Origin of the sequence: Gordonia gummivorans, from assembly GCF_022513585.1 — a bacterium.
Taxonomy (GTDB): Bacteria; Actinomycetota; Actinomycetes; order Mycobacteriales; family Mycobacteriaceae; genus Gordonia.
Genome location: NZ_JAKWBF010000041.1, coordinates 24,900 through 46,052, shown reverse-complemented (window position 1 = coordinate 46,052; position 21,153 = coordinate 24,900). Strand labels below are relative to the sequence as shown.

The following is a 21,153-nucleotide window of genomic DNA, read 5'->3' as shown; positions in this document are numbered from 1 at the left end:
CGTCGTGGACAAGGAACCCTCACCCGCCGAACGCCTTTCGGATCATGCTCCGCTTGTGGTGACCTACGGTTGATGCCAGTGCCGTGAGTCAGAAGTTCATTTCCGGTTGTCCCCGCCCGCCCGGCGTCGGTATCCACACACAGAACTACCATCTACACAGGAGATCCCATGTGTGGATGGTAGATCTGTGTGGGCGCAGATTCGGCGGAACCGGACTGGGGTCGTGCCGTGATCGACGTTGCACGGTCCGTGATCACGCGATCAGATCGAGCGCGGCCCGCACGATCGCGTCCGAGTCGATGCCGTGCAGTCGGTAGACGTCCTCGAGCGACCCGGACTGGCCGAACTGGCTGACGCCCAAGGCAATCGAGGTGACACGATTGATGGTCGGCACGAAAGACAGGGTGTGGGGATGACCGTCGAGGACGGTCACGATTGGCGTGGCGCGATCGGCGGGGAAGATCTGATCCAGTATCCACGTCGGGGCATCGCCCTGGCCGCGCCGCGACTGCCACGCCTCGAACACGAGTCCGGGACTGGTGATCACCACCACATCACACTCGATGTCCATCTGCGACAGTCGATGTGCCGAGTCGAGCGCATCGGTGACCATCGCACCGACCGCCACGATCGTGACGACCGGATTCTCGGTGCGCCGCAACGTGTATCCACCGGCCACCACCTGTCGTCGTCGACGTTCACGCGCCGACGGATCGGTGGGAACCGCGGCGAGGGTCTGCTCGACCGGTCGGGTCGACAACCGCAGATATGCCGAACGTCCGCCCGGGCGGCCGAGGTGCGCGAGGCAGTCGAGCAGTGTCCATTCGACATCGACGGCAAACGCCGGTTCGTAGCTGACGCATCCGGGTTGCTCCAGACCGATCGACGGCGTCTTGATCGATTGGTGCGCACCACCTTCCGGCGCAAGCGTTACGCCGGCCGGGGTGCCGACCAGGATGGACTGGCCGCCGGCGTAGATGCCGTACGACCACGGTTCGAGTGCTCGTTCCACGAAGGGGTCGTAGAGCACACCGATGGGCAGCAGCGGCTCGCCCCAGCGGCTCCACGTGGCGCCGAGTTCGCCGATCAGACCGACGAGATTCGTCTCCGCGATCCCGAGTTCCATGTGCTGGCCGGTGGGTCGTTCCCGCCAGTGCATGAGGGTGTCACGGTCGTCGTCGAACCAGTCGTGACGTTCGGTCGGCGACCACACACCGACCTTGTTCAGCCAGCCGGCCAGATTGGTCGAGGAACTCACGTCGGGGCTGACGGTGATGATTCGCCGCGCCACATCGGGTGCCTGCCGGGTCAGGTCGAGCAAGGTGCGCCCGAGCGCGGCTTGGGTGGTGGAGACCGCGGTCGGGGTGCGACCGACATCGGCCGGAACCGCCAGCTTCTCGGGCTCCGGGGTTGGTTCCCGACGCGTATGCGCTGCTGTCGCTTCGCACACGCGGCCCGCGGGTGAGTCGTCGGGGAACCGATGCCACGGTTTCGACGGATCCTCACCCATCTGCGCACCGAGTTCCGCGAACTGTTCGACGCTCAGCAACGACGAATGATTCTGCGGATGTCCTTCTGTGGGAAGACCGTAACCCTTGATCGTGTAGGCGATGATCACGGTCGGCCGGGTGTCGTCGATGGTGTCGAACGCCGCTCGCAGGGCCGACAGGTCGTGTCCGCCGAGGTTGCGGATCGCCGCATGGACGGCCGCATCGTCGAGGTCGGCGATCAATGCGGCGATCGCGGTTGCACCGTCGCCCTCCCCGGGCAGTCGGGTGCGCAACTCGTCGACGTCGCAGCGCAGCAATCGCTGATACTCGGGGTTGGACATGTCGGTGATCCGGACCCGCAGTGCGTCGCCGCCGGGTCGTGCGAACAACTCGTCGAGCAGTCGCCCCCAGCGCACCGTGATCACCTGCCAGCCGGCCGCGGTGAACATCGCCTCCAGCCGGGGCGCGGCGATATTGGGCACCACCCGATCCAGCGACTGCCGATTCATGTCGACGATCCAGACGATCTCGCCGAGTTCGCCGACCGACGAGTCGAGGATGGCCTCCCAGACCGCGCCCTCGTCGAGTTCGGCGTCGCCCACCAACGAATACTGCCGCCCGGTGCCGGCAGTGCCGAATGCTGTTGTGACGTAACGGCGGGCGATGGCACCCCAGATCGGAGCGGTGGCGCCGATGCCGACCGAACCCGTCGAGTAGTCCACGGTGTCAGGATCTTTCGTGCGACTCGGGTAGCTTTGCAAGCCGCCGAACTCGCGTAGACGAGGGAGATGGTCGGCGTCGAGGTCGCCGAGCAGGTAGTTGATGGCGTGGAGGACCGGTGCCGCATGCGGTTTCACCGACACGCGGTCGCCCGGGCGGAGTTGCTCGAACCAGAGTTCGGTCATGATCGACACCATCGACGCGCACGACGCCTGATGACCGCCGACCTTGAGGCCCGAGGGGTTGGGCCGGATTCGGTTGGCGTGATGGACGATCGCGGTCGACGTCCACAGCACCCGTTGCGCGATCTCGGTGAGCACGTCGTCGCGCTGGACCGTGCCGGTGTTCGGCGCCGAACTGGTGGTCATCGGAGTCCTCCTGGTCACAATGATCCCGCGTCGACGCACTGCGCGGGCCGATATCGCGGCTCATCGCGATGTGCGTCGTGAATATGCAGAATGGTTCGCAGTCTGGCTCCGATTGACTAGAATATGCAAGAGAAGTGCCAATAGTTGCGCAAAGTGACAACTGGGGGGTGTCATAGCCAGTGAAAGGGTGGTCAGAGTGCACAAGGCTTTTCGGTTCGACGCGACCGACCGAGGCATCCTGCGAGCACTGATCCGGTCGCCCCGCGCGACCACGAGTGCGCTGGCGGACCTGACGAGGCTCTCCCGCAACACCGTGCAGGCGCGCATGACCCGCTGGAGTGACACCGACGCGCTGCGGGGCTTCGACCGTCGTATCGATCCCGAATCGCTCGGATTCCCGATCGCGGCATATGTGTTCACGGAGGTCACGCAGCGCAGGCTCGCCGAGGTCGCCGCCGCGCTGACCCAGATTCCCGAGGTGATCGAGGTGCACGGCCTGACCGGGGCGACCGACCTGCTGATCCACGTCGTCGCCCGAGACGCCGACGACCTGTATCGCATCGCGGGGCGCATCCTCGACGTCGACGGTGTGCAGCGCAGCACAACGGCGCTGAAGATGCGCACGCTCGTCGACTTCCGCATAGAGCAACTCCTGGAGTGATCGGCACTCAGAGATGGTTCGCGGCCGGAATGGCCAAGCAGGACGTGGCGTTACACAGCCATGACCACTCTCGAGATTCCCGACCGCGTCGCCGAACGGCTCGACGGCGAACACATCATTTGGCTGACCACCGTCGACGCAAAGCACACGCCGGTCCCCACTCCGGTCTGGTTCCTCTGGCACGACGGCTCGTTCCTGATCTTCAGTGAGCCCGGAAAGGCCAAGCTCCGCAATGTCTCCGCCCATCCGGCAGTCGCGCTGAACTTGAACTCGAATGCCTTCGGGGGAGACGTGGCCGTGTTCACCGGCAACGCCCACCTCGACGACAACGGTCCGACCGACGACGAGTGGAGCGCCTATCTGGCGAAGTACGGCGAGAGCTTCGCCGGGATCAACACCACGACTGCCGAATTCCGTGCCACCTACTCGGTGACAGTGCGCGTCGAACCACAGCGTCTGCGAAGTTGGTGAAGGCCGGCGCGCGGTCGATTACCGTGAACCATGTGGGCACAGACTGGCGAGAATCACGGGTTTCGGATGTACGCGCGCTGATCCTCGGAGCAGATCCGGACATCGTCGAAGAGATCAAATGGCGCAAGCCGTCCAATCCGGACGGTGTGCCGACGTTTTCGGCCGACGGGTTGATCTGCACGCTCGAGACCTACAAGGACAAGATCAAACTGACCTTTGCCAAAGGCGCTTCGCTTCCGGACCCCGAGAAGGTGTTCAACGCCAGCCTGAGCGCCGGCACCCGACGCGCGATCGACATCAGGGAAGGCGACACGCTCGACACCGATGCGCTTGTCGCCCTGGTGCAATCGGCGATTGCGCTCAATCGCGGATAGCTCTGCACAAAGGTTGCAGGTGAGCCCGAGTCCTGCGTCACACTGCAACTTCTGTTGGTCGTACAACGACGTTCGGTGATCTGCCGGCTCACCTGTTGACGAGTCGGAGCGCCCGCGGCCCCGCAAGGGCCAGGGCGGCAGTGCCACCCGCGAGCATCACTCCGATGCCGGCGGCGCGGGGCGGCACCCCGTTTCGCGCAGCACCGACCACGACTCCGGCATCGATGACGTCCATGGCGATTCCGGCGCGTAGCGTCGCCTGCCGAACGGTTCCGCCGGGGTGCAGGGCGGCTGAAAGGTCGCACTGGCAAGATGGCCCCGAGGATTCGATGCCCGAGTCCACGGTTGCGCAGACGGGGAGATGCCATGCGATGGCGCGGGGTACATCACGTCGAGTTCGCGGTGCTCGACTACGACAAGTCGATCGATTTCTACGACGCGATGTTCGGATGGCTTGGCTACAGCAGCTTTTCGACTCTCGACATGGAGTACGAGTCGACCTACTACATGACCCGGACCACGACTCCACACAGCTACATCGGTATTCAACCGGCGCGGACCGGCTCCAAACTCTGCCACGACGAGCAGGCCGTGGGGATCAACCACATTTCACTGTGGGCTCGCAGTCGTGCGGAGATCGACCGCTTTCGTTCGGAATTCCTCGCTGCTCGCGAAGTCCCGGTGACCGACGAGCCGCAGCCGTATCCCCAGTATTGGCCCGGCTATTACGCGGTGTTCTTCGACGACCCCATCAGCGGCATCCACTGGGAGTTGGCACATGTGCCCAGGATTCCGTCGCCCCGGCAGATGTTGTCTTTCTACCGGGCAATGAAGAGCGTGGCGGATACTCGCTCGGATCTTGCCAATTCGGTACCGGGTCTGATGCGGCAAGCGGTTCGTTCATTGCCCGGACGTTGAGCTGCTCGGCGGTGAGGTCTGGCGTCGGTCCGCTGATCCGTATGAAGTTGTGCCCGGAATCCGGGCACAACTTCATACGGATTGCGATCCCTAGCCCGCCAGTCGGTGATCCTCCCCGCGGATGTCGGCAGGCAGATCGGAGTGGGCGTCGCCGAGCCCGAGATGCTCACGCAGAGTGGTGCCTTCGTACTCACGGCGGAACAGTCCGCGGCGCTGCAGCTCGGGGACCACGTAGTCGACGAAATCGTTGAACGTTCCGGGCGTTTGTGCGCTCGAGACGATGAAACCGTCGGCCTCGCCGCCACGGAACGACTCCTCGATCTGATCGGCGACGTCGGACGCGGTGCCGACGAACTGCGGCAGGAGGACGCCCTGCGCATATAGCTTGCCGATGTCGCGCAGCGTCAGGCTGTCGCGTTCGCTCAGACGTCGTGCCACCTCGAACAATCCCTGTGTGCCACTCACCTTCACGTCCTCGACGGGGGCGTCGAGGTCGTACTGCGAGAAGTCGTGGTCGGTGTGGACCGACAGGGTGATGAGCCCGGAGATCGGGTCGGCGAGCTCGTTGTGGAACGCATGCTTCTCGCGGGCGATCGATTCGGTCTCGCCGATGAAGGGGATGAACGACGGAAAGACGTTGACATGGTCGGGATTTCGCCCGAAGTTCACTGCCCGCGACTTCACGTCGTCGTAGTAGGCGCGCCGACCTTCGGGCGTCGGATCGATCTCGAAGATCGCTTCCGCCCACCGCGCGGCGAAGTTCTTGCCGGTGTCCGACGACCCGGCCTGGATCAGGACCGGACGGTGCTGCGGCGAGCGTGGCTGATTGAGCGGCCCCTTGGTGCGGTAGTGGTCGCCCACATGGTCGACGCTGTGGATCTTCGACGGGTCGGCCCAGACACCCGATTCCTTGTCGGCGGTCACCGCGTCGGCGTCCCAACTCGACCACAACTTGACCGCGGTGGACACGAACTCCTCGGCTCGCGCGTAGCGCTCTTCATGTTCGACATGCGCGTCGTATCCGAAGTTCTGCGCCTCGGCCTGCGACAGCGAGGTGACGATGTTCCACGCAATACGACCGCGCGTGAGATGGTCGAGCGAACCGAAGACCCGCGCGACCTCGTACGGGTGGAAATAGGTGGCGGACTTGGTCACCGCGATGCCCAGCCGGCTCGTGACCGCGGCGATGCTTGCCGCCACCAGGCTGGGGTCGAGGGTGGCCGCGGCTTGTGTACCGCGTCGGAACGGCTCGGTCTGGTCGCCGCCGAAGCGCACGGGCGCGGCGAGCAGGTCGGCGAAGAACGCGAAGTCGAACTTGCCGCGCTCCAGGATGCGTCCGACTCGGTGGTAGTGCTCCGGTCCGAAATAGTCAGTCTCCGAACCGGGGTGCCGCCATGCGGCGTGCGAGTGCGTGACAGGTGAGGCGATCAGGAAGCCACCGAGGTGGAGCTGTCGGGTCATCGAATGCGATCCTTTGAGCGTCGGAAATGTGCGCATTCAGTGAACCGGCCGACCGTCGCGACACCCAGCTTTGCAGCCGCGGCGATCCGATCTCGACCTACTCGGGAAACGACGACTTTCTCCAGAGACGACGCCGCCCCACCCTGGTCGGTGACCAATGGTGGGGCGGCGACGGTGTTGATCAGTGAGCGGCTTCGAATGCCTCGATGACACTCAGCGGGATGCGGCCGCGATCGCTGACGTCGTATCCCTCGCTGATGGCCCATTCGCGGATGGCCTTGGTGGTTTCTTTGTTGCGCGCCACCGGTGTCGCCGCACGCTTGGTCGCGCGACCCGAGGTGCGCGAAACGGTGATGTACTTCGACAGCGAGTCGCGGAACTGTTGAGCATGTTTGGCCGAGGCGTCGAATTCGTAGCTCTTACCGTCCAGGCTCCACTTGACGGTCTCGTAGGTGTCGAGGACCTTGCCGTCGATGTCGTCGATGACCTGAACAATTTCTTTCTTCGCCATGAATTCCCTATCCTCCCGTGTTGCGGCGCGATTGTAATGCGCTGCAGATGGCTGTTGTCGAACCTGCCCGGTTACCCGAGTGCGATCGTTAGTACAGTGAACAGCATAGACCTATTCCATGTGTAACCGCTGAGAAAGCGTATCCGAAATCGGTTGCGGGCAATTCACCGGGTCGGTGTAGTGGTATTCCTGGGTGTCTCGGAAGTCGTGTCATCCGACAATCCCAGGATCGATTCCGGAGCGCGGTCCGCCGCGAAGATCGTGTGATAACCCGTTGCGGTAACCGAGAATCCAGATTGCGAACGGGATTCGAGACAGAAAATTCCGGATGTCTCCACGAGGCAGGAGAATCGCGAGATCGCGATGGTGTGGCCGTAGTCGACGATGGAACTCCGATATAAGACTTCGAACTCATTGGTGCACGCACCATGTTCGGGGCCATCGGATGTCAGGGTTGCGTAATTGCCGGCCCAGGTGCAGCTCGACGGTTGGTCGGACGGCCGAGCAGGTGGATTGGTTTCGTTGTTCAAGCGGCACGCGAGCGTTGCTCCGCCATTGATTCCGGTCGAGCAGGCGACCGCGCCGTCGGGCGTGGAGAAATGGAATCCGGACGTGTCCTGCAAAGGTGCTTGCTCGGAGACCGCGCCCTGGTGGTAGCGCGAGTTCTCCACCCGTGGCGCCAACGCGACGACGCGTCCGATCGTCCAATTCGGGAGATTGGGTTCACGTTCATCGAGGGTCGAGGTGGTCGTGGTCGTCGACGATTCCGGTTCGGTCATCGTCGACAACGCATTGGTGGGCGGGATGACGATTCGAGAGGGATTGCTGTCGGTCGAGATACCGCAGGAAGACAGCGCCATCACGGCTGCCAGGGCAGCGAACGCCGAGAACAACAGCCTCGAGCGCGGTCCGTACCCTTGCATTGTGTCGACCCCCAAGATCGTGTTGTTCTACGCCTTCGTGCCACTGCCCGACCCAGAGGCGATCCGGCTCTGGCAGCTCAATGTGTGCTCGTCGCTCGGCTTACGCGGCAGGATCATCGTGTCACGACACGGGATCAACAGTACGGTCGGTGGCGACATGGCCCAGGTGAAACGGTACGTGAGAGCAACTCGTGAGTATCCGGGCTTCAGGAATGTGGATGTGAAATGGTCCGACGGCACCGGGTCGGATTTCCCGAAACTGAGCGTGCGGGTACGTCCGGAGATCGTCACGTTCGGTGTGCCCGACGAGGTGAAAGTCGACGACAACGGCATTGTCGACGGAGGTGCTCGGCTGTCTCCGGCGCAGGTCCACGACCTCGTCGAGACCAGATCCGACGTCGTCTTCTTCGACGGTCGCAACGAGATCGAGGCGCAGGTCGGACGCTTTACGGGCGCGGTGACGACGACGGCACAAACCACCCGCGACTTTGTCCCGCTCCTCGACAGCGGCGCATTCGATCACCTCAAGGATCGCCCGGTGGTCACCTATTGCACCGGGGGAGTGCGCTGTGAGGTACTCACCGCGCTGATGCGCCACCGCGGCTTCCGCGAGGTTTATCAGCTCGACGGCGGCATCGTCCGGTATGGGGAGGAATTCGGCGACGACGGGCTGTGGCAGGGATCTCTGTACGTCTTCGACGACCGGATGAGTGTGGATTTCTCCGACCACGCCGCCGTGATCGGCACATGTTCCGAATGCGGGGCGTCGACAAAACATGTGGCCAATCATCCCGACCACGTCGGCCGCGAACTGGCGGTGATCTGCCCGGATTGCTACGACGCATGAGCCGGCCGTCGGTGCCGGTGATCGTGCTCGCCGGGTACCTCGGTTCCGGCAAGACGACCCTGCTCAATCACCTGTTGCGCGCGGCACGGGATTCCGGGAGTCGGATCGGTGTGTTGGTCAACGATTTCGGGGCGATCAACGTCGACGCCCTCCTGGTGGCCGGACAGGCCGACGGCACGGTCAGCCTTGGCGGCGGATGTGTGTGTTGCACGGTCGATCGTGACGGCCTGACAGAGGCCCTGGCTACACTGGTGCGACCGTCTGCTGCTCTCGACGCGATCGTGATCGAGGCCAGCGGCATAGCGGAGCCGAAGGCTCTCATCCGGATGGTCACCGGCGTCGCCGACCGTCGGATGCGCTACGGCGGACTCGTGTACGTCGTCGACGCGGTGCACATGGCTGCGACCCGTCGCAAGCATCCGGAGTTCGACGGACATGTGGCCATCGCAGACCTGTTGGTGCTCAACAAGATCGACCTCGTCGATGGCGAGGTCGCCGACCGGGCGGTCGACGATCTGCGCGCACTCAATCACTCTGCGCCACTGGTGGCCGCCGCGCATGCCGCGATCGATCCGGCACTGATGTTCGACGCAGCGCAGCGTCGGGCCGAGGACCGGCCGGGAACCGGGCAACTGACATTGGACGCGCTGCTGATCGAGGGCGAACCGCACGACCACCTGCACGCCGACTACGACTCGATCTCCTTCGAGAGCACCGAACCGATGAATCCGCGGCGGCTTGCCGCATTCCTCGAACGCCCGCCGGACGGATGTTTCCGCATCAAGGGCCTCGTGCACTTCGACGTCCCGCGTCACCGCCAGAAATACGTCGTCCACGCGGTGGGGGGATTCGTCAGCGTGCAGCGCGAATCGTGGGGTTCGGACGCACCGTCGACGACGCTGGTCGCGATCGGAAGCGGGCTCTATGCGGATCAGGTGCGGGACCGGCTCGCGTCGGCGGTCGCAGTCCCCGACGACGCGACGGACAGCAACGGCATTCTGTCGATCACGCGGTACCTCGCAGGCGAGTGAAGCGGACATCAGGTCACATCTCCCTAACGAAATCACAGAGTGCCTGGTCGACGATTTTTCAAATCTGACACGCCCTGATTCACTGTTAACTCTGTGACTAGAGTGACCAATGTTGCTAAATGGAAGGGAGTGGGGCGATCGGGGACGCATCCGCGTCCGTCGCCCGATACCGCGATGACCCAGAAACGACGCATCAGGCTCTCGCTCACCGCTGCGGCGGTCGCGCTGCTGACCGGGACCACCCTCGTGGCGTCGGTGACCGAAGCTGCGCCTGCGCACGCCGCACCTACCCGCGGCACCGCCCTTGCCGGCAAGACGATCTTCCTCGACCCGGGACACCAGGGGAGTTCGGCGGGGCACGACCTCAACGCCCAGGTGCCCGACGGGCGCGGTGGCAAGAAGGCATGTCAGACCAGCGGCGCGACCGCGGTCAACGGTGCCAAGGAACACACCGTCAACTGGCAGATCGTCCAACTCGTGAAGGCGGGGCTGGAAAGCCAGGGCGCGCGAGTGGTGCTGAGCCGGCCAGACGACACCGGGTGGGGTGGCTGCGTGGATCAGCGCGCGGCGGCCGCGAGTCGTTCGGGTGCCGCCGTGGCCGTGAGCATCCACGCCGATTCCACCGCGCAGGGAGCCGACCAGGGCAAAAAAGGCTTCCACATGATCGTGCCGACCCTGCCCGTGCCCGACGCGACGGTCAACCGCGTGCAGTCGGGGGAGGGCCGCAAGGCGTCGAACGTCATGCGGGATGCATTCGTGAAGGCCGGCTTCCCCGCGGCGAATTACGCGGGGGTGCAAAACGGCATCCAGACGCGTTCGGACATCGCCGCGGTGAACCTGACCAAGGTTCCCGCCGTCTTCATCGAGATGGGCAACCTGTCGAATCCCACGGAGGCCGCGAGTCTGTCCGAGCGCAAGGGACAGCTCAAGTACTCGATGGCCATCACCGACGGCATCCTGAACTACGTCCGCGGAACCACGTCGGTACCGGGTAACGCGAACCCCAACAACACCGCACCGCCGTCGGCGGCGACACCTCCGCCGGGCGGCGACAACGGCCTCGCGTCGGTGATCCCGTTCGTCCAACAGTTGTTGGGCACCAAGGACCCCACCGCCGTCGTGCAACTGCTGCTCGGGCAGGGGCAGGACGTGTCCGCGCAGGTGCTCAAGGCCATGCTGACGGTGATCTACGGACTGTTCGGCGGCAAGCTGCCCATCGGCTGACGGCCGGGAGGCTAGGGTCGGGATCATGCGACTTCGAGGTCTGAATCTCAAGGATCTGATCGTCATGGACACTCCGGTGCCGACGCTGCGCGGACGCAAGGTGCTCATCACCGGTGCCGCAAGCGGAATCGGCGAGGCGACGGCTCGCGCCGCAGCCGCCGAAGGCGCCGAACTCGTCCTCACCGATCTGCGTGCCGACCGTCTCGACGAGGTCGTCGCCGACATCAATCGCTCCGACGGCTCGGTGGTCTACCACCTCGCCGGTGATGTGTCGGACTACGACTGGGTGCGCAGCTTCGCCGACCACGTCGACGCAGAGGTCGGCACGATGGATGTGGTGATGAACATCGCCGGGGTGTCGGCGTGGGGGACGGTCGAGAATCTCGAGCACCGGCACTGGCGGAAAATGGTCGACGTCAATCTGATGGGACCGATTCACGTCATCGAATGCTTTGTGCCGCAGATGGTTCGGCGCGGCCACGGTGGTCATCTGGTGAACGTGGCGTCGGCCGCGGGGCTCTTGGCGTTGCCCTGGCACGCGGCCTACAGTGCGAGCAAGTTCGGGATTCGCGGAGTGTCGGAAGTGCTGCGATTCGACCTGCGGCGTCACCACATCGGCGTCTCGCTGGTATGCCCAGGCGGGGTGGACACGCCACTGGTCGATACGGTCGAGATCGTCGGCGTCGACCGTACGGATCCGCGCGTGAAATCTCAGATCGACCACTTCCACAAGGTCGCGGTCAGCCCGGAGACCGCTGCATCGGCGATTCTCAAGGGAATTCGGAAGAATCGATTCCTGGTCTACACGTCGTTCGACATCCGGTTCGGCTACTGGTGGGCGCGGAAGTTCGCGCTGCCGTACGAGATCGTGATGCGGATCGCCAACGACCGCTTCGACCATCTGGCGCGAGTGACCGGCCGAGCGCTCGAGGCGCGGGCGGTCGACGCCGGGGGCGTAGGGGATGTCGGAAGTCCCAACGCGGCGGACGCCGGTTGAGTCGGCCGTTCCGAAAAGCCCGGCACGACGTCGATCCCGATTTCTTCCTCGCCGAGGCCGCCGGCCTACGGTGGCTCGCCGACGCCGGCGCGCCGGTGGTGGAGGTTCTGGCGGTCACCAGGGACTCGATCGAGTTGTCCCGGCTCGACACAGCCCGTCCGACCGTCGAGGCCGCGCGGCGTTTCGGTGCGGCGCTGGCTCGCACACACGACGCCGGGGCGCCCCGATTCGGATCGCCACCCGACGGATACCGCGGAGAGCAGTTCATCGGCGAGCGGCCACTGAGTTCCACCGAGCACGACACCTGGGGTGCCTTCTACTCGGCGGAACGGGTGCTGCCGTACCTGCGCCCGGCACTCGACGCCGGCAATCTCACCGCCGCGGACGACGCCGATGTCCGGGCCGCCTGCAAACTCATCGCGGCGGGGGTCTTCGACGATTCCGAACCGCCCGCCCGCCTTCATGGCGACCTGTGGAGCGGCAACGTGATGTGGACCCCCGACGGTGTCGTGATGATCGACCCGGCCGCACACGGTGGTCACCGCGAGACCGACCTCGCGATGCTCGCGCTGTTCGGGTGCCCGCTGCTCGACGACATCGTCGAGGGCTACCGAACGGAGCATCCGCCGGCCGCGGGACGGGAGCAGCGCATCCCACTGCATCAACTGCATCCGCTGGCCGTGCATGCCGCCGGACACGGACCGAGTTACGGTGCGGCGCTGGGTCGTGCGGCGCGGTCGACGCTGACGCTCGCGGACCGAGCGTGACAGGACATAATCGGTCGATGCCCGACAACAGTGTCCTGATCGTGTCCGCCACGCGTTCCGAGGCCCGCTACGTTCCCGCCGGGGCGCGGCTGCTCATCACCGGCATCGGCAAAGTGCGCGCTTCCATGGTGCTCGCCCGCGAACTGGCCGCCGGGCCTCCCGTGACCTCGGTCGTCAGCATCGGCACCGCAGGCGCACTCCACGACCACCACGCCGGATTGTTCTTGCCATCCGCGGTGATCGAACACGACATCAGCAGCGCCGCTCTGCGTGCCATGGGCTACGACATGACCGATCGTTGGGAACTGCCCGGCGGCGACGGCACCGTGCTCGCATCCGGCGACACCTTTGTCGCAGACCCGGCACATAGGGCCGTACTGGCTCAACAGGCCGACCTCGTCGACATGGAAGGGTGCGCGATCGCCCACGTCAGCGCCGAATTCGGAGTCGGATGCCGGGTGGTCAAGGTGGTCACCGACAGCGCCGACGAGGAAGCGATGCAGTGGCCGGACCTCGTCGACGCGGCCGCACGCCGACTCGGCGATTGGCTCGACAGTGAAGGGCTGGTCTGAGGCGGCTCGGAGTCGGCTCCGCCAGCGGGGGGTCAGCCGCGGTTGCGCGAGCGGGTGCTCGGATACTCGCCGGCCGGCGTCTCGGTCACCGATTCGTAGGGCGCGAAATCGGTGACCACCGACGGGCGAGCCGGCGGATTCGTTCCGTCGGTCCCGTCCGCGTTCGACCCGTTCGCGGCAATTTGCGCACCGGCCTCGGCGCGCAGCACCTGACCGGCGGTGGCTCGTTTGGGTCGTCGCGCAACGCTTGAGGCTTCCGGGATCGGCTGCGCTGTGGCCGCTTCGGCGTTCGCTGCTGCCTGCGGCTTGGTCTGCTTGGGGCGGGCGGGTCGGGTTTGGCTACGCGAGCGCTGCGTTGTCGACGGCTTGGCGGAACGTTCACGGCGTGGACGCTGCTTCTCGGCGTTGCTCTTGTCGTCGCGGTTCGCCGCGGCGTCAACCGTGCTGTCGCTCGTCTTCTTTCCGGAGTCGGAGCGTGGCGACTTCGACCGGTCACGCCGACGGTCTTCGGTCTTGTCGCGAGTCAGGTACCAGCGGAGCACGACGAGGGCGAGAGTGATGACGAAGACAGTCGCCATCCACGGAAAGTTCGCGGCGATCGGCAACATCACCTTGAAGACGAAACTGCGCGGATTCGCCGACGCCTGGTCGGAGTTCATCCGGTAGAGCGCGACGACACTGACCGCGAACGCCACCAGTGGTGGCTGCGCCGCTGCGGTGAACAGCCCGCGTCGACGCACGGCGAGCGCGGCAGCCACACATCCCACGAGGTACAGGAACTTGTAGCCGCCGCCGAGGTCACCGATCCGGTAGGCGTCGATGATGGCGCCGAGCGCGGTGAGGCCGGTGGCAAGCAGAACTGCACCCCACCACGGCACACCGCGGACGGTCGGGAGCACGGACTGCTGGTCCAGGGGGACCGCTGCTCCAGTGAGTTGTGGGGAAGGCACAACGTCACGCTACCGGTTCATCGGCCGAAAACGGTTAACCGCCCGGCGTCGGTGTCGTGGTCGGCGGCGCATCGGTGGTTCTACATGTGGTGTGGATCATGGCAGGTGTCGGCGGTTCGCCGGAAGTGCTGAGGGCTTCCAGGTCGGCCAGGCGGCGCGCGGTCACGCCGAGTCGGTTCTCCACCACGCCGACCGCCGAGTTGTAGGACTCAACCGTCTTACGCAGCGACGTTCCGACGTTCTCGAAATGCTGCAGAACGCTGTTGAGGCGGTGGTGCAACGTGGTACCGAGCTCGTGAATGACCGCGGCGTCGCGTGCCATCGCGTCATGACGCCACCCGAGTGCGACTGTCCGCAGCAGTGCCACCAGCGTTGTCGGTGTGGCGATCACGACATTCTTGCCGAAGCCGAACTCGATGAGCTCGGGATCGATGCGAGCTGCCGCCTCGAGCACGGCCTCCGCGGGGAGGAACAGCACGACCATTTCGGGTGTGTTGTCGAAAGCCGTCCAGTAGGCCTTCGACGACAGCCTGCCGATGTGCGCGCGCACCGATCGTGCGTGGTCGGCGAGTCGTCGGTCGCGTTCGGCGTCGTCGGCGGTATCCGCCGCACGGAGGTACGCGTCGAGGGGCACCTTCGCGTCGACGACGATGGACCGTCCGCCCGCGAGGTGCACCACGAGGTCGGGACGAACCGTGCCCGACTCGTCCGATCGCGCAGTTACCTGCGTACTGAAGTCGCAGTGCCGGGTCATTCCGGCCAACTCGACGACGCGCTCCAACTGGATTTCCCCCCAGCGGCCGCGCACATGCGAACTGTGCAGGGCATTCGCCAGTTGCCGCGTCTGGTCGCCGAGCGCCATCGACGTTGCGTGCATCCCACGGACCTGTTCGGCGAGTCCGGCGTAGGCGCCGACCCGGTTGTGCTCGACGCGTCGCAACTCGTCGGTCAGCTGCGTCAGCGTCGACCGCAGGGGTTCGACAATGTGGTTCACCTGCGACCCGATCGCCGAGGACTGTCGGCGCGCGGCATCCTCGGTGGCCCACGACATCGAGGCCGTGACGCTGTCGCGGGACTCCCGCAGAGCGTCGACCTGGGCTTGGGCCGCGGAAATGGACCCACTCGTGCGCGCGGAATGGGCGAACCAGCCCACTGCGGCGCCGAGTAGGACACCGAGTACCAACGAGACTGCTGCTGCGATCACACGACGATCGTGCACATGGCCTACGACAACTACCGCCTACGCGTCGTACTCCCGGTCGAGAAGGGACCGTTTGATGTCGAGCCCGTATCGGAATCCGCCCAATGTCCCGTCGCTGCGCAGGACCCGATGGCACGGCACGAACAGCGCTGCTGCGTTGCGGGCGCACGACGCGGCTGCGGCGCGCACGGCCGCGGGCTCGCCGGCCATCTCGGCCAATGTGGTGTAGCTGACCTGTCCGCCCGCGCGGACGGTCCGAAGCGCAGCCCAGGCGCGCTCGAGGAACGGTCCAGACCGCTGGGCGACGGCGACCGCATCGATCGCGGTCAGTTCACCCGAGTAGTACGCCTCGACCGGGTCGGTGACAGCAGCCAGATCACGCCCTGCCCGCAGCGTCGTGGGGCGGATGGCGCGGTTGATCAGCACGGCGAGGTATCCGGCGTCTTCGGTCCATCCGGAGGCCAGGACGACGCCCGCGTCGTCGGCTATCACGGTGAAGGGACCATCGGGGGTCGCGATTGTCGCCCAGTCGGCGACCTCGGCGTTTGCGGCGCCTGCGGGGCTCGATGGTGTCGTTTCGGAGATCTCGGCTGTGGACAAGGCATGCTCCTTGGTCGGTGGGAATCGGGTCGGTGGGAATCGGGATCGGGGTCGGTGGAGATCGGATCGGGTTTGTGGTCGGGCGTCAGACGGGTGCGCCGGTGGATGCCAGGCGATGCCGCCAGAGGTGCATCGACGCGTAGGACCGCCACGGTGACCACCGGTCGGCGTGCCGAGGTTCGATGCCGAGGTCGGCCATCGCGCGGACGACGACAAGGTCGTCGGTGAGTGCGATGTCGGGGTCGCCGGTCACCCGCATCGCCACCAGATTGGCCGTCCATGGTCCGATGCCGGGCAGTTCGAGAAGTTGGTCACGTAAGTCAGACGCAGCCAACCCCGTGTGCGGTTCCACCGACTTGTCGGCGAGCGCCGCGGCGACCGCCACGATGGCGTCGATTCGTCGGCGCGGACCGCGGAGCACCCGACCGCCGTGTTCGGCGATCGCGGCCGGAGTGGGGAACTGCGTGGAGGGCATGCGTCCGGCCTCGCCGAGCGTCGCGGCCGGATCGAGCCGCGATCCCAGCTGGTTGACGAGCTCGTCGATGTGGGTCCGTGCGGCCGCGACACTGATCTGCTGGCCGACCATGGTACGGATGATGGTCTCGGCGGGGTCGAGACTGCCGGCGAGCCGAACGCCCGGCGCCTCGTCGACAAGCGCGGCCAAGGCTGGATCGTTGCGCAACGAGTCTTCGGCGGCGTCGATGTCGGCGTCGAGGTCTAGATGGCGCCGCACCCGGTTGACCGCGACACCGAGATCGCGCATGTCCATGTGGTGCAACGAGAGTCGTACGTGATCGGACATCGGCTCGATCACCGCGACCGCCGGTCCGTGCGGGAGCGTGAGGACACGGCAGTACCGCCAGCCGGTTCCGTCGTCCAGCACGGCTTCGACGCCGGACGCCAGGTGCGACTGGAGGAACCAGCGCATCCACGCCCACCGGTACGGGCGGCGGTAGGCCAGTCGCAACGTCACCCCGTCGGCGGTGGCGGGTGTCACGGTATGCCGCGAGCGCAGTCGACGGAGCTCGGTCGGGGTCAGCCCGAACACCGCGCGGATGGTGTCGTTGAATTGTCGGACGCTGCTGAAACCGGCGGCGAACGCCACGTCGGCCATCGGCATCGTCGTGCATTGCACGAGGATGCGGGCATTGGTGGCCCGATGTGCCCGTGCCAGCGCAAGCGGTCCTGCGCCGAGGTTGTCGGTCAGGACACGGTTGAGATGGCGCGGCGAGTAGCGCAGACGATCCGCGAGGCCCCCGACGCCCTCGCGCTCGACCACCCCGTCGGCGATCAGCCGCATGGCGCGCGACGCGGTGTCGGCGCCGGCGTTCCAACGCGGTGAACCCGGAACGGCGTCGGGCAGACAACGGCGGCACGCGCGGAAACCTCGCAGCTGGGCAGCAGCCGCGGTGAGTACGAACGAGACGTTCTGGGGTTTCGGGGTCTGTGCGGGACACGACGGTCGGCAATAGATACCCGTGGTTGCGACGGTCACGAAAAATTGGCCGTCGAAGCGGGTGTCGCGGGCGCTCAGCGCTCGATAGCAGCGGTCGAAGTCCAACTGGGCTGTCAGGGTCTCAGGCGCCAGATCGATGCTCACCCATTCACTGTGACACTTTGGCGGGGGTCCATGCTGGCGGGAATCGGACATGGCTGGTTGTCCCACTGATCGGGCGAAAAACGTGACGTACGTAACATTCGCTGGCACCATATGGGCCATGTCGTTCGAGGGACACCGACTGCGTGGTCGGCGTGACGAAACCCCGCTGTCGGAACTCCCGGCGTGGGGACTGGAGCTCATGATGGGCCTGTACGGGCCCGACACCATCAAAAAGGCGTGCGCCGAGGAGCAGGCAGTCGGGGTGGAACGCAGACCCCTGGTACCTGCGGCACGCGGTACGGACTCGGAGACGCGCTGCGTCGAGAAGCCGGTCGATGTGGCACACCCAGAGGTCCAGCGCCCGGCCGCCGACCCCGGTCCGCTGATCGTCGAACTCGAGGCGATGAACGCGTTGGTGCGCTACCTCGAACGCAAGTTCCGTCGGCACTGAGCTGGGTCTTCATCGACCGGCGGGTGGGTCGCTGCCTCGAAGAGTTCGGTGACCAGTCCTCTGAACTGGGGAAATGCGTGATGCCGTGCCGAAAAATCTAGGGGAAGAAGTTTCTTCCGCGAGGTTTGGAGTCGTCCCCCAGAAAACTCGCGGGGAGGACACCAAGGCCAGGGGAAGAAGTTTCTTCCCCTAGTTTCTTGGGCGGCAAAGAGCGCCTTCTGTGCTTGATGACGATGTTCCGAGTCCGAGGACTGTGCTCGACGGGGACCTCTGTGATGGTTGACCGCGGCGGCGGCTTCGCCGACCTCCGAGGCGCGTTGGCGGCGTGTCGCGGTTTCAGAAACCGCGTGTCTGGTCAGAAACCCGAGGCGCACCAACGGTTTCTGGCCACACCTGAGGTTTCTGGCGACAAGTGCGGTTTCTGCGACGAGGCCGCGCTCTTCCCGCCTCCACGATCGCCGACGACGTCGGCGCGTGCGTCGCCGATCCGACGACGGCGGTGCCCGAACGACCGACATGAACGGTGAGCAGCGTCGTCGGATCGACGCCGGTGTGTGAGGATCATTGCGTGACAGACACACCGGGCGATGCCGAGACTTCAGACAGCCCCGATCAACCGGAGAATCCCGCACCCGCAGTGGGTGCGGAATCGTCGACGACCACCGAGTTCCCATCTCGCGGCAAAGTGATGATGTCCGGCCTCCGATCGAGCGCGATCGTGGGGCTCGAGATCATCCTCGTGGTGGCCGCGGTGTGGGTGCTGATGTGGGTGCTCGCCAAGTTGTGGGTTGTGTTGTTGCCCATCCTTTTCGCGATCATTCTGTGCACCATTCTGTGGCCACCCGTGCGCTGGATGCGGCAACGCGGGGTTCCGGCGGCCGCGGCATCGATCGTCATGATGCTGGTCGCGGTGGGGGTGTTCGCCGGTGTGATCGGCGCGATCGTGCCGTCGATCGTCGACCAGGCGCCCGACCTCGCGAACCGCGCCACCGACGGTGTGAAGAAGCTGCAGGACTGGATTCAGGGTCCACCGCTCAACGTGCAGGACGAGCAGCTCGACAACATCGTCCACACGATCACCCAGAAGCTGCAATCGAGTTCGACGACCATCGCGCAGGGTGTGTTCAGCGGTGTCGGCACCGCGACGTCGGCGTTGGTCACCATCTTCACCACGCTCGTCCTGGTGTTCTTCTTCCTCAAGGACGGCCCGAAGTTCGTGCCGTGGCTCCATCGAACCCTGGGTAAGCCCTCCGGCCTGCACGTCGGCGAGGTTCTGCAGCGGATGTGGGCCAGTCTCGGCGGTTTCATCCGGACCCAGGCGCTGGTCAGTTTCGTCGATGCCGCGCTGATCGGTGTCGGCCTGGTGATCCTCGACGTCCCGCTGGCCGGTGTGCTGATCGTGGTCACGTTCCTCGGTGGGTTCATACCGATCGTGGGTGCCTTCGTCGCCGGAGCGCTCGCCGTGCTGATCGCGCTGGTGTCCAACGGCCTGACCTCGGCCCTGATCCTGCTCGGTGTGATCCTGGCGGTGCAACAGCTCGAGGGCAACGTCCTGCAGCCGTGGCTGCAGTCGAAGTCGATGGATCTGCACGCGACGATCGTCCTGTTGTCGGTCACCCTGGGCGGCACCCTGTTCGGGATCACCGGTGCTTTCCTCGCCGTCCCGGCGGCGTCGGCGATCGCCGTCGTGCTGCGCTACCTGAACGAGCAGATCGCGGCGCGAGCGGGCGAGACCCTGCCGCCCGAGGGCATGCCAGTGACCGAGCAAGTGGGTGTGCCCGACGAGGAGCCGCCACCCGATACACCCGCCGGTGCGCAGCCTGCCTGACGCACCGCAATCTCGGCTAATGCCAACCGATAGACTGGTCGCCCGTGAGTCTCACCCTGGGAATCGTTGGGCTGCCCAACGTCGGCAAATCCACCCTGTTCAACGCGCTGACCCGTAACGACGTCCTGGCGGCGAACTACCCGTTCGCGACCATCGAACCGAACATCGGTGTGGTGGAACTGCCTGACGCACGCCTGCATCGGCTTGCCGAGATCTTCGGCAGCGAACGCATCCTGCCCGCGACGGTGTCCTTCGTCGACATCGCCGGGATCGTCAAGGGCGCGTCCGAGGGCGAGGGCATGGGGAACCAATTCCTGGCCAACATCCGGGAGGCCGACGCCATCTGCCAGGTGGTCCGGGTGTTCGCCGACGACGACGTCGTCCATGTCGACGGCCGTGTCGACCCGCTGTCGGACATCGGTGTCATCGAGACCGAGCTCATCCTCGCCGACCTGCAGACCATCGAGAAGGCGCTGCCGCGTCTTGAGAAGGACGCCCGCAAGAACAAGGATCTCGCCGAGACCGTAGCGGCCACGCAGAAGGCGCAAGAGATCCTCAACTCCGGGAAAACGCTCTTCTCGCAGAAGGATTCGTTCGATCTCGCCGCGGTTCGCGAGCTGCACCTGATGACCGCGAAGCCGTTCCTCTACGTCTTCAACGCCGACGAGTCGGTGCTGACCGACGACGCTCGCAAGAAGGAACTGCTCGACGCGATCGCACCGGCCGACGCCGTTTTCCTCGACGCCAAGGTGGAGAGCGAACTCCTCGAACTCGACGAGGAGGATGCCCAGGAACTCCTCGACTCGATCGGCCAGACCGAACCCGGCCTGCGCTCGCTGGCCCGAGCCGGGTTCCACACCCTGGGCCTGCAGACCTACCTCACCGCCGGTCCAAAGGAGTCCCGCGCCTGGACGATCCACCGCGGCGACACCGCGCCCAAGGCGGCCGGTGTCATCCATACCGACTTCGAGAAGGGCTTCATCAAGGCCGAGATCGTCTCCTTTGACGACCTCGACTCCGCCGGATCGATGGCCGCAGCCAAGGCCGCAGGCAAGGTGCGGATGGAGGGCAAGGACTACGTCATGGCTGACGGGGACGTGGTGGAGTTCAGGTTCAACGTTTAGCTGAGTTTCGTTTCGGCAACACCGAAAGTGCTCGCTGATGGTCGCGTGTCAGGTCTGTGGAGCG

Annotated in this window: 22 protein-coding genes; 13 read left to right on the top strand and 9 right to left on the bottom strand. The window is 65.4% G+C overall.

Features of this window, described 5'->3' with window-relative positions; translation table 11 throughout:
- Nucleotides 1-253: 253 nt before the first annotated feature.
- A complete protein-coding gene (locus tag MKW15_RS22245; protein WP_240862199.1) occupies nt 254-2,578 on the bottom strand; it encodes a transketolase-like TK C-terminal-containing protein in 2,325 nt (774 codons plus the stop codon).
- A gap of 187 nt (nt 2,579-2,765) precedes the next feature.
- Here MKW15_RS22245 and MKW15_RS22240 point away from each other — a divergent pair, with 187 nt between their 5' ends.
- From MKW15_RS22240 to MKW15_RS22230, 3 genes are read left to right on the top strand one after another with little or no spacing between them, the layout of a single operon-like run.
- Complete coding sequence (locus MKW15_RS22240; protein WP_374247937.1) at nt 2,766-3,239, top strand: Lrp/AsnC family transcriptional regulator; 474 nt, start codon at nt 2,766-2,768, stop codon at nt 3,237-3,239.
- Nucleotides 3,240-3,299: 60 nt separating this feature from the next.
- Nucleotides 3,300-3,710: a TIGR03667 family PPOX class F420-dependent oxidoreductase gene (locus MKW15_RS22235; RefSeq protein ID WP_240862194.1), complete on the top strand. Its 411-nt coding sequence runs from the start codon at nt 3,300-3,302 to the stop codon at nt 3,708-3,710.
- Nucleotides 3,711-3,742: 32 nt separating this feature from the next.
- Nucleotides 3,743-4,084 carry a DUF1801 domain-containing protein gene (locus MKW15_RS22230; RefSeq protein ID WP_240862212.1) on the top strand — a complete coding sequence of 114 codons (342 nt, stop codon included), beginning with the start codon at nt 3,743-3,745 and terminating at the stop codon, nt 4,082-4,084.
- Nucleotides 4,085-4,172: 88 nt separating this feature from the next.
- Here the strand turns inward: MKW15_RS22230 and MKW15_RS22225 are convergent, their stop codons facing one another.
- A complete protein-coding gene (locus tag MKW15_RS22225; RefSeq protein ID WP_240862192.1) occupies nt 4,173-4,319 on the bottom strand; it encodes a hypothetical protein in 147 nt (48 codons plus the stop codon).
- 131 nt (nt 4,320-4,450) lie between these two features.
- On the opposite strand from MKW15_RS22225, the gene MKW15_RS22220 reads away from it, so the two are divergent.
- A complete protein-coding gene (locus MKW15_RS22220) occupies nt 4,451-5,002 on the top strand; it encodes a VOC family protein (protein ID WP_240862190.1) in 552 nt (183 codons plus the stop codon).
- A 90-nt stretch (nt 5,003-5,092) separates the two neighbouring features.
- Here MKW15_RS22220 and MKW15_RS22215 read toward each other — a convergent pair whose 3' ends face one another.
- From MKW15_RS22215 to MKW15_RS22205, 3 genes are all read right to left on the bottom strand, one after another.
- Entirely contained in the window at nt 5,093-6,463 is a 1,371-nt protein-coding gene (locus MKW15_RS22215) for an LLM class flavin-dependent oxidoreductase (protein ID WP_240862188.1), read from the bottom strand.
- A 181-nt stretch (nt 6,464-6,644) separates the two neighbouring features.
- Entirely contained in the window at nt 6,645-6,974 is a 330-nt protein-coding gene (locus tag MKW15_RS22210) for a histone-like nucleoid-structuring protein Lsr2 (protein WP_240862185.1), read from the bottom strand.
- Between the two features lie 164 nt (nt 6,975-7,138).
- Entirely contained in the window at nt 7,139-7,753 is a 615-nt protein-coding gene (locus tag MKW15_RS22205; RefSeq protein WP_308221090.1) for a hypothetical protein, read from the bottom strand.
- A gap of 145 nt (nt 7,754-7,898) precedes the next feature.
- Here MKW15_RS22205 and trhO point away from each other — a divergent pair, with 145 nt between their 5' ends.
- The 6 genes from trhO to MKW15_RS22175 all read left to right on the top strand — a co-directional run bounded on the left by trhO (nt 7,899) and on the right by MKW15_RS22175 (nt 13,335).
- On the top strand, nt 7,899-8,744 hold the full coding sequence (trhO, locus tag MKW15_RS22200; protein ID WP_240862181.1) for an oxygen-dependent tRNA uridine(34) hydroxylase TrhO: 846 nt from the start codon (nt 7,899-7,901) through the stop codon (nt 8,742-8,744).
- Nucleotides 8,741-9,775, top strand: coding sequence for a CobW family GTP-binding protein (locus tag MKW15_RS22195; RefSeq protein WP_240862179.1), 1,035 nt, complete (start codon nt 8,741-8,743; stop codon nt 9,773-9,775). Before trhO ends, MKW15_RS22195 begins: the two co-directional genes overlap by 4 nt.
- A gap of 174 nt (nt 9,776-9,949) precedes the next feature.
- The gene (locus MKW15_RS22190) at nt 9,950-10,999 is read left to right on the top strand and encodes an N-acetylmuramoyl-L-alanine amidase (RefSeq protein WP_240862177.1); all 1,050 of its coding nucleotides are present in this window, start codon (nt 9,950-9,952) and stop codon (nt 10,997-10,999) included.
- A gap of 25 nt (nt 11,000-11,024) precedes the next feature.
- Nucleotides 11,025-11,996, top strand: coding sequence for an SDR family oxidoreductase (locus MKW15_RS22185; protein ID WP_374247927.1), 972 nt, complete (start codon nt 11,025-11,027; stop codon nt 11,994-11,996).
- Nucleotides 11,993-12,763 (top strand): fructosamine kinase family protein, encoded by a 771-nt coding sequence (locus MKW15_RS22180; protein ID WP_240862176.1) that lies wholly within the window; start codon nt 11,993-11,995, stop codon nt 12,761-12,763. The genes MKW15_RS22185 and MKW15_RS22180 overlap by 4 nt, the downstream gene beginning before the upstream one ends.
- A gap of 17 nt (nt 12,764-12,780) precedes the next feature.
- Entirely contained in the window at nt 12,781-13,335 is a 555-nt protein-coding gene (locus tag MKW15_RS22175; protein ID WP_240862174.1) for a nucleosidase, read from the top strand.
- Between the two features lie 32 nt (nt 13,336-13,367).
- On the opposite strand, the gene MKW15_RS22170 is transcribed toward MKW15_RS22175, so the two are convergent.
- The 4 genes from MKW15_RS22170 to MKW15_RS22155 all read right to left on the bottom strand — a co-directional run bounded on the left by MKW15_RS22170 (nt 13,368) and on the right by MKW15_RS22155 (nt 17,686).
- Nucleotides 13,368-14,285, bottom strand: coding sequence for a DUF6542 domain-containing protein (locus tag MKW15_RS22170; protein ID WP_240862172.1), 918 nt, complete (start codon nt 14,283-14,285; stop codon nt 13,368-13,370).
- Nucleotides 14,286-14,319: 34 nt separating this feature from the next.
- Nucleotides 14,320-15,489, bottom strand: a complete 1,170-nt coding sequence (locus tag MKW15_RS22165) for a DNA recombination protein RmuC (RefSeq protein ID WP_240862169.1) — start codon at nt 15,487-15,489, stop codon at nt 14,320-14,322.
- 36 nt (nt 15,490-15,525) lie between these two features.
- The gene (locus tag MKW15_RS22160) at nt 15,526-16,086 is read right to left on the bottom strand and encodes a methylated-DNA--[protein]-cysteine S-methyltransferase (protein WP_276615263.1); all 561 of its coding nucleotides are present in this window, start codon (nt 16,084-16,086) and stop codon (nt 15,526-15,528) included.
- Between the two features lie 85 nt (nt 16,087-16,171).
- A complete protein-coding gene (locus MKW15_RS22155) occupies nt 16,172-17,686 on the bottom strand; it encodes a DNA-3-methyladenine glycosylase 2 family protein (RefSeq protein ID WP_240862167.1) in 1,515 nt (504 codons plus the stop codon).
- A 118-nt stretch (nt 17,687-17,804) separates the two neighbouring features.
- Here MKW15_RS22155 and MKW15_RS22150 point away from each other — a divergent pair, with 118 nt between their 5' ends.
- From MKW15_RS22150 to ychF, 3 genes are all read left to right on the top strand, one after another.
- Nucleotides 17,805-18,137: a hypothetical protein gene (locus MKW15_RS22150; RefSeq protein WP_240862166.1), complete on the top strand. Its 333-nt coding sequence runs from the start codon at nt 17,805-17,807 to the stop codon at nt 18,135-18,137.
- Between the two features lie 637 nt (nt 18,138-18,774).
- Nucleotides 18,775-19,965 carry an AI-2E family transporter gene (locus tag MKW15_RS22145; RefSeq protein WP_240862206.1) on the top strand — a complete coding sequence of 397 codons (1,191 nt, stop codon included), beginning with the start codon at nt 18,775-18,777 and terminating at the stop codon, nt 19,963-19,965.
- 44 nt (nt 19,966-20,009) lie between these two features.
- Nucleotides 20,010-21,089 (top strand): redox-regulated ATPase YchF, encoded by a 1,080-nt coding sequence (gene ychF, locus MKW15_RS22140; protein WP_240862165.1) that lies wholly within the window; start codon nt 20,010-20,012, stop codon nt 21,087-21,089.
- Nucleotides 21,090-21,153: the final 64 nt, after the last annotated feature.